Annotated in this window: 10 protein-coding genes and 1 pseudogene; all 11 read left to right on the plus strand. The window is 56.9% G+C overall.

Features of this window, described 5'->3' with window-relative positions:
* Nucleotides 1-6 precede the first annotated feature (6 nt).
* The 11 genes and pseudogenes from E6C51_RS11645 (at nucleotide 7) to E6C51_RS11695 (ending at nucleotide 16,381) form a co-directional block, all read left to right on the plus strand.
* Complete coding sequence (locus E6C51_RS11645) at nucleotides 7-825, plus strand: urea amidolyase associated protein UAAP1 (RefSeq protein ID WP_190236061.1); 819 nt, start codon at nucleotides 7-9, stop codon at nucleotides 823-825.
* A 12-nt stretch (nucleotides 826-837) separates the two neighbouring features.
* Nucleotides 838-1,488 carry an urea amidolyase associated protein UAAP2 gene (locus tag E6C51_RS11650; RefSeq protein WP_190236062.1) on the plus strand — a complete coding sequence of 217 codons (651 nt, stop codon included), beginning with the start codon at nucleotides 838-840 and terminating at the stop codon, nucleotides 1,486-1,488.
* A gap of 3 nt (nucleotides 1,489-1,491) precedes the next feature.
* Nucleotides 1,492-5,028: an urea carboxylase gene (gene uca, locus E6C51_RS11655; protein WP_190236063.1), complete on the plus strand. Its 3,537-nt coding sequence runs from the start codon at nucleotides 1,492-1,494 to the stop codon at nucleotides 5,026-5,028.
* Complete coding sequence (gene atzF, locus E6C51_RS11660) at nucleotides 5,028-6,830, plus strand: allophanate hydrolase (protein WP_190236064.1); 1,803 nt, start codon at nucleotides 5,028-5,030, stop codon at nucleotides 6,828-6,830. The genes uca and atzF overlap by 1 nt, the downstream gene beginning before the upstream one ends.
* 105 nt (nucleotides 6,831-6,935) lie before the next feature.
* Nucleotides 6,936-7,462, plus strand: a pseudogene (locus E6C51_RS11665) (IS6 family transposase).
* Nucleotides 7,463-7,760: 298 nt separating this feature from the next.
* Nucleotides 7,761-8,930, plus strand: coding sequence for a plasmid partitioning protein RepA (repA, locus tag E6C51_RS11670; RefSeq protein ID WP_146938029.1), 1,170 nt, complete (start codon nucleotides 7,761-7,763; stop codon nucleotides 8,928-8,930).
* The gene (gene repB / locus E6C51_RS11675) at nucleotides 8,927-9,913 is read left to right on the plus strand and encodes a plasmid partitioning protein RepB (RefSeq protein ID WP_190236065.1); all 987 of its coding nucleotides are present in this window, start codon (nucleotides 8,927-8,929) and stop codon (nucleotides 9,911-9,913) included. Before repA ends, repB begins: the two co-directional genes overlap by 4 nt.
* 153 nt (nucleotides 9,914-10,066) lie before the next feature.
* On the plus strand, nucleotides 10,067-11,311 hold the full coding sequence (gene repC / locus E6C51_RS11680) for a plasmid replication protein RepC (RefSeq protein WP_190236066.1): 1,245 nt from the start codon (nucleotides 10,067-10,069) through the stop codon (nucleotides 11,309-11,311).
* 155 nt (nucleotides 11,312-11,466) lie between these two features.
* Complete coding sequence (locus E6C51_RS11685; protein WP_230987227.1) at nucleotides 11,467-12,615, plus strand: exonuclease SbcCD subunit D; 1,149 nt, start codon at nucleotides 11,467-11,469, stop codon at nucleotides 12,613-12,615.
* The gene (locus tag E6C51_RS11690) at nucleotides 12,612-15,686 is read left to right on the plus strand and encodes an AAA family ATPase (RefSeq protein WP_190236067.1); all 3,075 of its coding nucleotides are present in this window, start codon (nucleotides 12,612-12,614) and stop codon (nucleotides 15,684-15,686) included. Before E6C51_RS11685 ends, E6C51_RS11690 begins: the two co-directional genes overlap by 4 nt.
* Nucleotides 15,687-15,844: 158 nt before the next feature.
* Complete coding sequence (locus E6C51_RS11695; protein WP_407920805.1) at nucleotides 15,845-16,381, plus strand: cytochrome b; 537 nt, start codon at nucleotides 15,845-15,847, stop codon at nucleotides 16,379-16,381.
* Nucleotides 16,382-16,385: the final 4 nt, after the last annotated feature.

Here is a 16,385-nt window from a genome sequence, read left to right on the forward strand (position 1 = left end):
AGAACCGTGCATATCAAACGTTCTCCGGAAGAAATCGCCGCCAACCGCGCGCGCTATGAAGAGCACCAGAAAAAAGGCTTGGAATTTGCACCCAAGGCACTGCCCGGCAAAAGCCCCATGCCTGCGCCAGAAATCGCCGCAGACACAATCCTCCACCGCGAAATCATCCCGGGCGGATGGTATTGGTGGACGCGCGTCAAGACCAACGAGACCCTGCGCATCAGCCTTGATCAGGGTTTTTCAACGCTGGCGCTTGTCGCCTGGAACGCCGCCGACACTTCGGAACGGCTGAACCTGCCCGATACCGTGAAGCTGCAATGGACGACCGGGCTTGGCAAAGGTCGGGTGATCTTCTCCGACATGGGTAAGGTGATGTTCTCGATTGTCGAGGATAGCTCCGGCGCGCATGATTGTCTGATGGGCGGCTCCACCGAGGCTTCCAACACGGCAAAATATGGTGACATCATCACCCGCAATGCCCGCGATAATTTCGTGATTGCGGCGACCAAGCTTGGTCTCGACAAGCGCGATCTTCCAGCCGCACTGTCGCTGTTTGCGCCGGTGCGGGTTGATGCCGATGGCAAATTCTTCTGGAACCCGGCGCTTTTGAGTGGGGCCGACTATATCGAGCTTCGCGCCGAGATGGACATGATCGTCGCCTTCTCCAACTGCCCTCATCCGCTTGATCCAAGCCCAAGCTACGCCCCCAATCCCGTGACGGTGACGCGGCTCAAAGCTGAAACGCCTGCAGCAGACGACCTTTGCCGCACGGCAACGGCGGAAGCCGTGCGCGGCTTTGAAAATAATGCATTTGCGCAAGCGTGAGGGAGGAAGACCATGAGCAATTTTATCGCGACATCACCTGCCCGCACGCTCAAAAATGCAAGCCAAGACCATTATATCCCGGCAGAAAAGCCTTTCTCGACCATCGTTAAAAAGGGCCAGATCCTGCGGATCGAAGACAGCTATGGCCAGCAGGCCATCGACACGCTGTTCTACAATGCCGATGATTTTTCAGAGCGCTATTCCAATCAGGATACGATGCGTGTTCAGGGGGCCGCCTATATTTCCACCGGCACGAAGATCATGTCGAGCGAAAGCCGGGTGATGCTGACCATGACGGCTGATAGCTGTGGCCGTCATGACACATCGGCGGGTGCCTGCTCCTGCGAGAGCAACACCGTGCGCTTTGGCCATGGCACTAAATATCTCCATGCCTGCCGCGACAATTTCGTGATCGAGGTTTCCAAACATGGCATGAGCAAGCGTGACGTTGCGCCCAACATCAATTTCTTCATGAATGTACCCATTGAGCCGACCGGCAAGATGACCATTGTCGACGGCATTTCAGCGCCCGGCGACTATGTGGAAATGAAGGCCGAGATGGATGTTCTCTTGGTCATTTCCAATTGCCCGCAAATCAACAATCCCTGCAACGGCTTCGATCCGACCCCGATCCGGGTGCTGGTCTGGGATGATGAGGCGTAATCGATGTTCAAAAAAGTTCTGATTGCCAATCGCGGCGAAATCGCCGTGCGCGTCATCCGTACGCTGAAAAAACTCGGGATCGCATCTGTTGCGGTCTATTCCGATGCCGACCGTTTTTCGAAAGCCGTGTTGATGGCTGATGAAGCCGTGCGGCTGGGGCCATCGCCCGCCACCGAAAGCTATCTCAATGTCGATGCCGTGGTCGCCGCCTGCAAAGCGGCGGGCGCGGAGGCCGTGCATCCGGGCTATGGGTTTTTATCTGAAAATATCGGCTTTGCCGAGCGTTTGAAGGCGGAGGGCATCGCCTTCATCGGGCCATCGCCCGACAATATCAAGGATTTCGGGCTGAAACATACGGCCCGCGATCTGGCGCGCGACAGCGGCGTGCCGCTGCTTCCGGGCAGTGGCTTGCTGGACACACTGGAGGCAGCGCTGCAAGCGGCCTCCGACATCGGCTATCCCGTGATGCTGAAATCGACTGCGGGCGGCGGCGGCATTGGCATGCAGCTTTGCGAGGATGCCGCAAGCCTGTCAGCAGCTTTTGAGACAGTGCAACGCACCGCGCGGTCAAGCTTTGGCGATGCGCGCGTGTTTCTCGAACGGTTCGTGGCCAAGGCCCGCCATGTCGAGGTGCAGATCTTTGGCGATGGCCAGGGCCGCGTCGTGGCGCTTGGCGAACGCGATTGCTCGCTGCAACGCCGCAACCAGAAGGTCATCGAGGAAACGCCAGCACCCGGACTTTCGCAGAGCGTGCGACAGCGCCTTCATGCCGCCGCCGTGGCGCTTGGCCGGAAGGTCAAATATGCCTCCGCTGGAACGGTTGAGTTCATCTATGATCCGGCGCGCGAGGAGTTTTATTTCCTTGAGGTCAATACGCGCCTTCAGGTGGAACATCCGGTCACCGAAGCTGTGTTCGGGATCGATCTTGTCGAATGGATGATAAGGCAGGCAGCCGGTGAGGATGTGCTTTCGGGGGCTGAAAACCTTGTCCCCAAGGGTGCTGCCATTGAAGCCCGCGTCTATGCCGAAATGCCCCATGCAGGCTTTCGCCCGAGCGCTGGTCTTTTGACGGAGGTTATTTTTCCAGAGACTGCGCGCGTCGATGGCTGGATTGAAACCGGCACCGAAGTCACGCCCTATTACGACCCGATGCTTGCCAAGGTGATTGTCTCCGCCGAAAGCCGCGAGGCGGCGATCAAGGCTCTTTCAGAGGCCTTGGATGGCACATCCATAGCTGGCATTGAAACCAATCTCGATTATCTCAAGGCGATTGCCGCCTCTGACCTCTTTGCCAGCGGCGATGTCGCCACCACGGCACTGAAGGATTTCAACTTTGTGCCCGATGTGGTCGAGGTGATTGCGCCCGGTGCCCAATCGAGCCTGCAGGAATTGCCGGGCCGCATCGGCCTCTGGCATGTCGGTGTGCCGCCATCGGGCCCGATGGATGACTATTCTTTCCGCCATGCCAACCAGCTGGTCGGCAATGCGGGGGAAACGGCAGCCCTTGAGCTGACGGTGTCTGGCCCGGTGCTGAAATTCTTCTCCGATGTCACGGTGGCATTGTCCGGCGCGATGATGCCAATGGCGCTCGATGGCGAACCGGTGGCGCACAATGCGGCTATTTTCATCAAAGCCGGACAGACCTTGACGATTGGCGCCATTCAAGGCCCCGGCCAGCGCGCCTATCTCGCCGTTGCCGGTGGCTTTTCGGCGCCTGTCGTTCTGGGCTCACGGGCAACATTCGGGCTTGGCCAGTTTGGTGGCAATGCCACGGGCACGCTGAGAGCCGGTCACGTCCTGCGGCTGGCGCGGGCGGCGCAAACCGGCGTCGTGGCCGCTGGCGAACCGGCTCCGTTGACGCGGAATTGGTCGGTCGGCGTTGTCTATGGCCCGCATGGCGCACCGGATTTTTTCCTGAAAGAGGATATCGAAAACCTGTTTTCGACCGACTATGAGGTTCATTTCAACTCCGCCCGCACCGGCGTTCGCCTGATGGGGCCAGCGCCCAAATGGGCGCGCGAGGATGGCGGCGAAGCGGGCCTTCACCCCTCCAACCTCCATGACAATGCCTATGCCATCGGGGCCATCGACTTTACCGGCGACATGCCGATCATTCTCGGTCCCGATGGACCAAGCCTAGGCGGTTTTGTCTGCCCGGCGGTCATTGCCCGAAACGAGCAGTGGAAAATGGGCCAGTTCAAACCGGGCGACAAGATCCGCTTCCATCCCGTTGCCCGCGAAGACGACGCATCGGCGGGGCCAACAATAATCGGCATTGGCGAAAAAGCCGGATCTCCGATTGTTGGATACAATGACAAGGGCGAGATCCCGGTCTGCTATCGCCGTCAGGGCGATGACAATCTGCTGATTGAATATGGTTCGATGCAGCTGGATATCGGCCTCCGGCTCAGAGCTCACCTGCTCATGCAGGCGCTGAAAAGTGCGAAACTGCCCGGCCTGATCGATCTGACGCCGGGCATCCGCTCGTTGCAGGTTCATTATGACGGAACGACGCTCAAACGCTCGCATCTGCTTGGTCTTCTCAATGAAATCGAAGCGTCGCTGCCGCCCGTTGCGGCCGTCAAGGTGCCGAGCCGCACCGTTTATCTGCCGCTTTCCTGGAACGACCCGCAGGCAGCCCTTGCGATGCAGAAATATCAGGAACTGGTGCGACCCAATGCGCCCTGGTGCCCGTCCAACATCGAGTTCATCCGCCGCATCAATGGTCTTGCCGATGAGCAGGCGGTGAAGGATACGATCTTCAACGCCTCCTATCTGGTTCTGGGCCTTGGCGATGTCTATCTCGGCGCGCCGGTCGCCACCCCTCTTGATCCGCGCCAGCGGCTGGTGACGACGAAATATAATCCGGCCCGCACCTGGACGCCGGAAAATGCCGTCGGCATTGGCGGGGCCTATATGTGTATCTATGGCATGGAGGGACCGGGCGGCTATCAGCTGTTTGGGCGCACGATCCAGATGTGGAACACATGGCGGCAGACGCCAGTGTTCAAGAAGGACAAGCCCTGGCTGCTCGATTTCTTCGATCAGGTCCGCTTCTTCCCCGTCAGCCATGAAGAACTGACTGACGCGCGTGCGGCCTTCCCGCATGGCGGTTATCCGGTGCACATTGAGGAAGGAGAGTTTTCCTATGCCGACTACGAGGCCTCGCTCAAAGCCAATGCCAGCGCCATCTCTGCCTTCAAATCTACCCAGCAAGCCTCTTTTGAGGCCGAACGCCGCCGCTGGAAGGAACAGGGGCTTGATAGTTTCACCGTCGATGAGGGCGCAGGCTCCCAAATCGGCGGCGATATTCCGGCAGGTTGTTTCGGGATTGAAAGCGCTGTGCCCGGAAATGTCTGGAAAATTCTGGTCGAAGAAGGCCAGACTGTTGCGGCGGGCGATACGCTTGCCATCATCGAATCCATGAAAATGGAAATCGCCATCACCGCCCATGCCGGTGGCCGCGTGCGGGAACTCCGCGCTGGCCCTGGCCGAAATGTTAAAGCTGGCGATGTGCTGGCCGTGCTTGAGGACCTCTGATGCTCCCTGAAATCCTTGATTTTTCATCCATCCGCGACGCCTATTCGAAAGGCTTCACGCCGCTTGATCTGGTCGAGGAGGTGATTGCGCGCTGCAACGCCTCCGCTGATCCCGCCATCTTCATCACCCGCACGCCCGAAGATCAGCTGCGGGCGGCGGCGCAAGAACTGATGGCGCGCGCACCGGAAGCCAATTCCCTGCCGCTCTGGGGCATTCCCTTTGCCGTGAAGGACAATATCGATGTTGCGGGCCTGCCGGTGACAGCCGCCTGCCCGGCTTTCAAATATCATCCTGACAAGGATGCAACGCTGATTGCCCGGTTGAAGGCCGCAGGTGCGCTGGTTATCGGCAAGACCAATCTTGACCAGTTTGCCACCGGCCTCAACGGCACACGCTCGCCCTATGGCGCGCCGCGCTCGGTGTTTGACAGCGCCTATGTGTCGGGCGGCTCGAGCTCCGGTTCGGCGATTGCCGTTGCCTCCGGCCTTGCGGCCTTTTCGCTTGGCACCGATACGGCAGGGTCGGGCCGTGTGCCCGCAGCCTTCAACAATCTCGTCGGCATCAAGCCAACGCCGGGACTGGTGCCGAATGTCGGCGTCGTGCCTGCCTGCCGCAGCGTCGATGTCGTGACCGTCTTTGCCGCGACCGTTGGCGATGGCATTGCCGCGCGCAAGGTGATGGAAGGCTATGATGCGGCAGACCCGTTTTCCTGCGTCGCCGTTCCGGTCAAGCTGCCTTCGAGCGGTTTGCGGATCGGGGTTCTGGAGGGTGCCGAGCGCGAATTTTATGGCAACGCCGCCTATGAGGCCCTTTATGATGCGGCCATCGAACGGGCAAAGTCGCTCGGCGCAACCATCGTTCCCTTCGACTATGCGCCATTCCGGCAAGCCGCCGAACTGCTCTATAACGGCCCCTGGGTTGCCGAGCGGCTCGCAGCCGTCAAGGATTTTATCGCCACCAACGCCGATGATTTCGACCCTGCCGTGCGTACCATCATCGAAGGGGCGAAAGCCTATGACGCCGTGGGTGCATTCGAGGGCAAATACAAGCTCGAAGCGCTCCGCCAACTGACGAAAGCCGAATGGGAAAAGGTCGACATGCTGATGCTGCCGACCTCGCCAACCACCTACACGGTCGAGGCAATGATGGCGGACCCCATCGTCAAGAACGGCCATTTCGGGCGCTACACGAACTTCGCCAACCTGTTTGGCTATGCGGCGATTGCGATACCTGCAGGCTTTGACACGGAAGGTCATCTGCCTGCTGGCGTGACGCTGATTGGCCCTGGCTTCAGCGACGAGGCGTTGGCTCCCTTTGCAGACGCCATGCACCGCTCACTGGGGGCAGGCATGGGCAAGGCGAAGGAGGCCGCAATCCCGGAAGCAAGCCGTGTCGCGGACGGTGATGACGGGATGATTTCGATCATGGTGGTTGGCGCGCATCTGACCGGCATGCCCCTCAACCATGAACTGACAGGCCCCGGCGGCAGGCTTGTGAAAACCTGCCGGACGGCTGGCGATTATCGGCTGTTCGTTCTGCCCAACACCACGCCGCCAAAGCCGGGTCTCATCCGCGAACCGGGTCTTGCAGGCAAGGGACTTGAGGTTGAGGTCTGGAAGCTGCCGCCGTCAGCCTTCGGCAATTTCGTCAACAACATCCCCGCCCCGCTTGGCATCGGCAAAGTGACGCTGGATGACGGCTCGCAGGTGTCGGGCTTCCTCTGCGAACCCTATGCGGTCGAGGGCGCTCTGGAAGTCACCGCCCTTGGCGGCTGGCGGGCCTATATAGCCTCACGGCAATGAAATCCGCCTGAGATAGATGCGCGGGTTCCGTCGCAAACTTTCTATTCATCTGATGGCGTCATAGGCGTCATCAGATTTCCAGATTACAGACCGAGCTTTGCGCGTATGATCAGTTTCAAAGGCAGCCATTACCCGAAGACGTGATTTTCTACGCGGTGTTTTTCTACATCCGATATGCCGTTTCGTATCGTGATCTGGAAGAGATTATGACGGAACGTGGCCTCAAAGTCGATCATGCGACATTGAGCAGATGGGGTGTGAAATATGCACCCTGATAGCCCGTGATGCCCATCGGCGGAAATCAACGACCAACAGCGCGTGGCGAATGGACGCGACGTGCATCAAGATCAAGGGTAAGTGGACCTATCTCTACAGAACGGTGCCAACCTTGCCGGATTGCAAAACATGAACTGGTTGTTGCTGTTCCACGGATGGTTCCGGCTGATCAAGATTGTCCAGATCAAATATCTCAACAACATCATTGAGCAGGATCATCGATTTATCAAGAAGCTGACGCGACCGATGAGGGGCTTCAAATCCTTTTATCAGCATCGGCTAGATTGGATGGAATTGAGGTCGCCGATATAATCAGAAAGGGCCAATTCCAAACAGCAGGCCCTTCCGCCTTTTAGCAATTTGGTGCACTCGCTGCATAACTGCGCCCGGCGATAGCCACACCGGCGATCATTTCAAAAATTTGCGTCGGAATCAGGCACCTTCCTTCGGGGGCTTTCTGGCTGTCTGAAGCGAACGAAGTGGCAATTTCACAAGCCCCAAGATACGGAATCGAAAAGGACTCGGCAATCCCTGCGAATCATGCAATACCGTGATACGGTTCTTTGAGAAAATACGCTGATATTTCGCATTAAAAAGCAAATCGTTTTACGGGGAAAAAGCGCAGTGCTTGACAACATCGTTTCTTCAACAGATATGCGCATTGAGCGGCATGCTATGCAGCTCTCGCGCCAGTTGAAGCTGTTGTCAGAGCATCTTTTCCCCGCGCATTCCGCCAAAGCCTTGCGCACCTTTTCGTCTGGTGATGTGGCGCAATTGATTGGCGTGTCTGATGGTTATCTTCGACAGCTGTCTCTGGATGGGCGCGGCCCCTCCCCGCAAATTTCCGAGAGCGGGCGCCGCTCCTATACGTTGCAGCAGATCAACGAGCTTCGTGCCTTGATCGCCACCACCAAACCCAAAGACGCGATAACCTATTTACCGCATCGTCAGCCTGGGGAAAAGCTGCAAACCATTGCGGTGACCAATTTCAAAGGTGGTTCGGCCAAGACGACCACCGCGCTTTATCTGGCGCAATATCTGGCCCTGCAAGGGTATCGCGTCTTGGCCATTGATCTTGATCCGCAGGCGTCCATGTCTGCCATGCTTGGCGTTCAGCCGGAGTTTGAGGTGGGCACAGGCGATACGCTCTATGGTGCGATCCGCTATGATGAGGAGCGCAAACCTCTCAAAGACATTATTCGTAAAACCTATTTCGCAGGGCTGGATCTGGTTCCGGGAAATCTTGAACTCATGGAGTTTGAGCATGACACGCCCCGCGCCCTTGCCGAAAAGCGGGCAAGTCAGGGCGAGCCGTTTTTTCGCCGGGTGGGTGTGGCGATTGCCGAGGTCGAAGACAGCTATGATATTGTGGTGATCGATTGCCCGCCGCAGCTTGGTTATTTGACCCTGGGCGCCGTTTGCGCCGCCACATCCTTGTTGATCACCGTTCATCCGCAGATGGTGGACGTGGCTTCGATGAGTCAGTTTTTGCTGATGACATCCGATCTTCTCGCCGTTGTGCGCAAGGCGGGTGGCGATCTTGCCCATGATTTCATCAAATATGTCGTGACCAGGCATGAGCCTTTTGATGGTCCGCAATCGCAAATCGTTGCGCTGTTGCGCGGCCTGTTTGCCGATGACGTTTTAACCGCAACCATTTTGAAATCCACCGCCATTTCAGATGCGGGCCTGTCAAAACAGACGCTTTATGAGATGGAAAAGGGACAGGTTCGAAAATCAACCTTTGATCGGGCGATGGAATCGGTCAATGCTGCCAATGCCGAAGTTCTGGACAATCTGAAAAAGGTTTGGGGCCGGAAATGAGCAAACGCGGCAAGAACCTTAACACGATATTTCAGGCGGCAGCACAGGAGTTGGCCGCGGCCAACTTTTCGGGTGATCACACGGAGACCCGTGCGCTGGCAGGCCCCATCAAGTCGATGGCGCTTACCCTTGGCAAGATGGAAGACGAAGCGCGCGAGCTCAAACAAGCCCTCGGCTCCGGGCTTTATGTGCAGATGTTGGAGCCCGATCTGATCGATCCATCTTTCATGCGCGATCGCATGGATGACATTGCGTTTGAGGATGATGATCCATTTTTGCGCTCGATTGCCGAAAATGGGCAGGAAGTTCCTATTCTCGTTCGCCCTCATCCAGAGCACGAAGACCGCTATCAGGCGGCCTATGGGCATCGGCGTTTAAAGGCAGCAGCCCAGCTTGGCATCAAGGTCAAAGCCATCGTCCGCGCCTTTGATGATACCGCCCTTGTCGTGGCGCAAGGGCTTGAAAACAGCGGCCGGGAAAGCCTTTCGTTCATTGAGCGTGCGGTTTTTGCCTATCAGCTGGAGCAAAAAGGTTTTAAGCGCAGTGACATTATGAATGCGCTATCAACTGACAAAACCGAACTGTCGAAACTGATATCCGTTCCCTCGACGATTCCACTCTCTGTTATTCAGGCCATTGGCAGCGCCAAAGGTATTGGGCGGCGGAAATGGCTGGGACTGGCCAGCGCCTTCAGTGCTGCTCGACTGCGAGACGTGGAGAGCGTTTTGCGCTCTGAAGCGATGCACAACGCCTCTTCCGATACGCGATTTGAAGCGGTCTCTGCGGTTCTGGCCGAGGCACCCAAGGCCAATGTTCAGAACTGGATGCCGCATCTTGGTGGCAGACTGACGGGAAGTATCAAAACCACGCCTAAAAAATTCTCGCTTACGCTGTCCGATCAGGAAGCGGGGCGCTTTGGGCAGTTTTTGTCCGAAAAACTCGATGAACTTTACGACGAATATTGTCGTAAAAAAGGAGATTGAACCGCAAAAGAAAAAGGCCCCCAAACGTTTCCGTCGTGGAAGCCCTTCTCGAACTGTAGCAAGTTGAGAATCGCATTTCCTCGAATCATAGTCAAGAGTTTTGGCACCGTTTTGGTGAGCGTTTTTCCTTTGCCTTTTGAAAGGTGAGAGAAAATGCAGATAGGAAATGTGACGACGCCCTTTGGGCGGCGCTCCATGACGCTTGCTCTGGTCAAAAATCAGCTGGACACAGCCGAGGCGAGGCCCGCCAAAGCCGTGGACAAATGGAAAGCCTTTCGCAACGCCTGTGAAGCGCGCGAACTGTTGGGCATTGCCCAGCCGGCGCTGTCGGTGCTCAATGCGCTTTTGTCCTTTTATCCCGAAACCGAGCTGTCGGAAGAGTTTGGCCTGGTGGTTTTTCCCTCCAATGTCCAGCTCTCGGTGCGCGCCCATGGCATGAGCGGAACCACACTGCGTCGGCATTTGGCAGCGCTGGTGGATGCGGGGCTGATCATTCGCAAAGACAGCCCGAACGGCAAGCGCTATGCGCGAAAAGATCGCTCTGGCACCATTGAGACGGCGTTTGGTTTCAGCCTGGCACCCATGCTGGCGCGGGCTGAAGAATTGGCCCATCTCGCCCAGCAGGTGGAAAGGGACAAAAAAGCGCTTCGCCAGATGAAAGAACGCCTGACACTCTGCCGCCGCGATGTGCGCAAGCTGATCTCGGCTGCGATGGAAGAGGGTGCCGCTGGCGATTGGGGCATGATTGAAGGTCATTATATCGGCCTTGTTGGCCGCATTCCGCGCAATCCAACTCAGTCGGATATTGCCCCCATTCTCGAAGAGCTTGAAATGCTGCGCTCTGAAATCCTCAACATTTTGGAAATACAGCTAAAAAGCCAGAAAAACGATGGCAATGACGACCAAAACGGCTGCCACATACAGAATTCAAATACCGATCTCCTTAATGAATCTGCACCTCGCTTCGAAATGAAGCAGGACGCGGCCGATGTGCCCAAACCGACACCCCGCACGGATCTAAAACCGGCTCATCCAAAACCGGTAGATCCAATCAAGGCGTTTCCGCTCAGCATGGTGCTGCGGGCTTGCCCGACCATGCGCGACTACGCCAAAGATGCGACCATCGCCAATTGGCGCGAGTTGATGGCAACGGCGGTGCTGGTGCGATCGATGCTGGGCATCAGTCCTTCTGCCTATGAGGATGCCTGCGAGATCATGGGAGCGGAAGGTGCGGCGGTGGCCATTGCCTGCATTCTGGAGCGCGGCGGACATATCAATTCGCCCGGCGGTTACCTGCGCGATCTGACCCGGCGCGCGCAAAGGGGCGAGTTCTCGCTCGGGCCGGTGCTGATGGCCCTGATCCGCGCAAACGAGGGACAGAGCCAAAAAACAGGGTGAACATACGCGGTCGGCCCATTGCGCGTGCTCTTGAAGAGTGCGCGATAAGAGGTCTGGCACCGTTGTGACCCGGTAGGTTTTGTCTATATACAGCTCTTTGAATCCTTGCTTCATCAAAGCCGGTTCGGGCAATGGGGCAGCAAATCCAGACAGGTATGACCATGCGCATCCTCCACACCGCCGACCTGCATCTTGGTCGTCAGTTTAATGGTATTGCTCTTGAGGAGGATCAGGAGGTTGTTCTTGATCAGATTTTCTGTGCTGTTCGCGATAAAGGTGTCGATGTTCTGATCATTGCCGGGGATGTTTTTGATCGGGCCGCCCCGCCCTCTTCCGCAATTCGTCAGTTCAATCGTTTTGTGACTCGCATTGTTCAAGACACAGATGCCGCCGTGGTGGTTATCGCTGGTAATCATGATTCCGGCGACAAAATTGATGCCATGTCGGTTTTCAATGAAAAGAAGCGGGCGCTCGTTCGTGGGGTTATTTCAGCCGATGAACCTCCGCTGGTGCTGAGAGACGAACATGGGCCGATTGCCTTTTCCGCCCTGCCCTTCTCTTATGAATATGCGGCACGCGCCAGTTTCGCGGATGAGACGATTGCCACGCCCGAACATGTGCTGCGTGCACAGGTGGCAAGCGCGCGGTCCAGTGTGCAGGACGATGCGCGATGGGTGGTTGTTGCCCATGCCTTTGTGGCGGGTGCCATGGCTGGCGATGTGGAGCGGCCTTTGGCGCGGGTCGGTGGCGTTGAAACCGTGTCGAGCGAGGTGTTTGCGGGGGCCCATTATGTCGCCCTCGGTCACCTGCACCGGCCGCAGCAGGTGGGAGCAGACCATATCCGTTATTCAGGATCGCCTTTGGCCTTTGGTTTTGATGAAGTAGATCATGAAAAATCGATGAGCCTGGTTGATATGGATCGGGATGGCAAAATCAAGCTCGAAACAATTCCGTTTAAACCCTTGCGGGGCATGCGGGTTCTGCGGGGCAAATATAGCGAGATTATCGCGGGCGTGCCGTCTTCGGATTTTATCAAGGTGATTTTGACCGACGACATGCCACTGATCGAGCCCATGAAACGCCTGCGTGAGGTGTTTCCTCATGTGTGCCATCTCAGCTACGCCCGTGATGAGCGGGTTATGGCCCCAAACGATTTGGTGCCCGTCACGGCGCAGATGATCACGCCCGATGAACTGGTCAATGCCTTTCTTGAGCAGGTCAGCGGTGAGAGCATGACAGAAGCCGAACAGGTGCTCTTACAGAGCGCACTTCACGATATGCAGTGCGAGGAGACTGCCGTATGAGACCCGTCAGGTTAACGCTTCAGGCTTTTGGTCCTTTCGCAGGCACCGAGATTGTCGATTTTCGCGATGCCATAGAGGTTGGCCTTTTTGGCATTTATGGCAAGACGGGAGCTGGAAAATCCAGCATTTTCAGCGGTATGACCTTTGCCTTGTTTGGTGAGCCAGCAAGGCCAGAGCAAGATCCTGGCTCCCTTCGGTCAGACCACGCCAATATTGAGATGTTGACCGAGGTGGAGTTTGTGTTCGACATTGGCGAACGCCGCTATGTTGTTCGCAGACGGCCAGAGCAAAGCCGACCCAAGCAGCGCGGAACAGGCGAAACGCGAAGCCCGCATGAGGCCTGGCTGTTTGACGCCACCGGGCTGACGCTGGAGGAGATTTCTGGCGGAAACTGCGGAAAAATCATTGCGGAACGAAAGACGGGTGTGGTCGAGGCCGAGATTAAAAATCTGCTTGGCTATGGGGTTGAGCAATTTCGCCAGATTGTTCTTTTGCCACAAGGGCGCTTTGAGGCTTTTCTTGCTGCAAATACCAAGGATCGATTGGCCATTTTGCGCAGCCTTTTCGATGTTTCGCTCTATCGCCGCCTTACCGCGAAGATGAAAGCGACAGCAGAAGAGGCCGAGCGCGAGGTGCGCACGGAACGCGAGATTTGCAGCCGTCTGCTCTCCACCGAGGGGTTTGAAAGTGCTGAGGCGCTGACTGCCGGCATTGAGCTTGCAGGTGAGACCCGCAATGAGGCAGTAAACGAGGAAAGCACTGCCCTCAACGTGCTTTCGCAGGCGCGCAATGCCTTGGAACAGGCGCGCGATGTGGAAAAACTGTTTGCTGCGCTCGAAGCCGCACAGGCGGATGTGGCCGTGTTTGCGGCCACTGCACCAGAGATCGAGCAAATCGCGCAGCGCGTCGCCGCACTGGAGCGCGCCCGCAGCCTTCTGGATGTTGAAAGCCATGTTCGAGAAGCACAAGCGGGTCTGAAAGAAGCGCTGGAAAAACATGTCCAGTGCGAGGCCACTGTCATCAATGCGCAAGACAGATCCCGACAGGCAACAGAAACACTGGCGAATGAGACCGCATTGAGTGGCGAAATTGTCCGGCTCCAAAATGAGCTTGAAGCGCTGTCACGGTTGCGGACAATTCTTGAAAAATCTGCTTTGGCGGAAGAGCAAGCGCAAAAATGCAACCTGGCCTTTAAAACACAGGAAGCAGCGGTTGCCAAAGCGGAACGCGATCTTGCCAAACGGATAACGGAGCGTGATCGACTGGTTGCAGAATTGCAGACTGCGCGCATCAATGAAGAACAGCGTCAGGTGATGTCGCACAGCTTGACGCTGTTGACGGCCGCGTTTCATGCGGCCATGGCCTATGAAAAAGGCATGGCCGGAATTGAGGCCGCCGCCGAGCACGCCCGTGATGCGCAAACCCGGCATGATGAGTCCAGAGCCCAGTTGCAGACGGCGAAGGTGGCCTTGCAGGCGGCAGAACAGCAATTGGCAGACGCGCAGGCGCTGCATCTGGCGCAAAAGCTGGTGGATGGAGCCCCCTGCCCTGTCTGTGGGGCACCTCACCACCCCTCCCCCGCCACGGGGCATGTTGAGAATACCGGTCTGGATGCGGCGTTTCGGCAAGCACGTCAGCATTATGAGCAAGCACAGCTCGCGGAGCGCGAGTGGGATCGTAAAAGTATCTCGGCACGGGAGATTTTGAGCGAACGTCAGAGCCAATGGGCAAACGTGGAGCTGCCGGAGCAATCGTCGCTTGAGATTGGGGCCGAGATTGAGACATGCAAGGCGGCAATCAAGGCCCTCGGCGAGGCGGTGGATGTCGCAAATCTCGATAGGCAGTTACAGCAGCTTGGCCAGCAGATGGAAGCGGAGCAGCGGATGTTGACGCAGCTTCAAAGCGCCGCCCATGATGCGAAAACGGCCATGGCCGTGGCGCAATCGCGCCACATCGAGATGTTGGCGGATATTCCTGAAAATCTGAGAACACTGAGCGCGTTGGATGCCAGCGTGGCTTCGAAGCAAAAGGCTTTGCTGGCGCGCCAAACGGCCATTGACAAGGCGAAAGAGCAGGCGACAGCGGCGCGTGAAGCCCTGATTGCAGCAGAGCGCGACATGCAAGCCGCAACGGACGCCGTTACGCTCCAGCGCAGGCGACTGGACAAATCGCAGCAGACATTTGCATCGCGCTTGCGCGAGGTGCAAATGCGCGAGGAGGATTTTCAGGCCCTGAAGCCGGGGATCGTTGACATTCAACGCGATCGGGACCGGGTGGAGCAGCATCGACAGCAATGGATGGCGGCCCAGCAGGCTGTTGCCAATTGTCGAGAGAAAACCCTTGGCCTGACGCGGCAGGATTTGACCCCTCTTGAAGACCATTGCGTCATTGTCGCCAAAGAGCACGAAGCCGCGCAGGAACGGCGCCTGAAGGCGGAAGCGCAATGGAACCAGCTATGTCGCTTGCGCGAGAAAATCGAAACAACACTGGAGCGTCTCGACCGTCTTGAGCAAAGCTCCGGCCCTCTTCGGCGTTTAGCAGCGCTGTTTGACGGTAAGAACGGACAAAATCTCGACCTTGAAACCTTTGCAATTGGAGCGATGTTTGATCAGGTTCTCAATGCAGCCAACCTGCGGCTCGGACCAATGACGGGTCATCGCTATCATCTTGAACGCGAAATCGAATTGAGCGGGCGTGGCCGTCGCGGGTTGGGCATTCGGGTGAGCGATGTTTATACGGGAAAATCCCGTCCAACATCGACCCTTTCAGGCGGCGAGAGCTTTATTGCGGCTCTGGCCCTTGCGCTGGGTTTGGCCGATGTTGTGGAAAGCTCAAGCGGCAAAGTGCAGCTTGATACCATTTTTATCGATGAGGGGTTTGGCAGTCTTGACGCTGAAAGCGGCACAGGAACGCTGGATCAAGTGCTTGATGTGCTCAATACATTGGTCAGCAACCGCCGGGCGGTGGGCTTGATTTCCCATGTGCGCGAAGTGCAAGAGGCCATCCCAAATGGCTTTTATGTTGATCGTGGCCTCTCTGGCAGTACAATCCAGACAAGAAATGCCTTGTAAGGGAGCGGCAATAGCCTCAACCTCGAATGTAACAGTATTTCGAGATAATGCAGCTTCTGTCCGAAAAATGTGAACCGGTTTTCGGTCCGATGCGCGAGCGAACACCATGGGAGGTGACCGTGCCCGATAGAACCAAACCTCCGGCCTTGACGAAGGCGATCACGCCATCGCTCGTTGACATTAAAGTGCAGCGATTTGCGGCCACTTCGCGGCTTTTGCATTGGCTTATCGCTGTTGTGGTTCTTGCAACATGGCCGCTGGGCTTCGTCATTCAGTTTGTGAAAGGCGAAGTCTCTCTCAATTTCTATCTTCTCCATGAAAGCTTTGGCTTTTTAGTGTTATGGCTGATGCTGGTTCGGGTCGGCAATCGGTTGATTGCCCGCCATCCCCGCGCTGAGGGATCGGCGTTGGAGCGCAGGGCTGCCGCCTGTGTGCACACTTTGCTCTACGTGTTTTTGATCGCCATGCCTGTGAGCGGTTTTCTGGCCACCAATGCCCATGGTTTTCCATTGGTCTGGTTTGGGATTTTGCCGATCTGGAGCCCTATTGCCAAGGCACCGGCTCTTGCTGGTGCCTTTTCCGCCATTCATTTTTGGAGCGCTTGGATCTTATTGGCGCTTTTTGCGTTGCATATTGGTGCAGTCTTACTTCATCATATTATAAAGCGCGATCATACACTCTACAGGATGCTCTAGATTG

It is taken from the genome of Gillisella terrae, assembly GCF_004801395.1.
GTDB lineage: Bacteria > Pseudomonadota > Alphaproteobacteria > Rhizobiales > Rhizobiaceae > Allorhizobium > Allorhizobium terrae.

Coding starts and splice junctions, on each gene's coding strand:
- uca (WP_190236063.1), top strand. CDS start 1,492: ATGTTCAAAAAAGTTCTGATTGCCAATCGCGGCGAAATCGCCGTGCGC.
- repC (WP_190236066.1), top strand. CDS start 10,067: ATGCAGATAGGAAATGTGACGACGCCCTTTGGGCGGCGCTCCATGACG.
- repA (WP_146938029.1), top strand. CDS start 7,761: ATGCGCATTGAGCGGCATGCTATGCAGCTCTCGCGCCAGTTGAAGCTG.
- repB (WP_190236065.1), top strand. CDS start 8,927: ATGAGCAAACGCGGCAAGAACCTTAACACGATATTTCAGGCGGCAGCA.
- atzF (WP_190236064.1), top strand. CDS start 5,028: ATGCTCCCTGAAATCCTTGATTTTTCATCCATCCGCGACGCCTATTCG.
- E6C51_RS11685 (WP_230987227.1), top strand. CDS start 11,467: ATGACCATGCGCATCCTCCACACCGCCGACCTGCATCTTGGTCGTCAG.
- E6C51_RS11690 (WP_190236067.1), top strand. CDS start 12,612: ATGAGACCCGTCAGGTTAACGCTTCAGGCTTTTGGTCCTTTCGCAGGC.
- E6C51_RS11650 (WP_190236062.1), top strand. CDS start 838: ATGAGCAATTTTATCGCGACATCACCTGCCCGCACGCTCAAAAATGCA.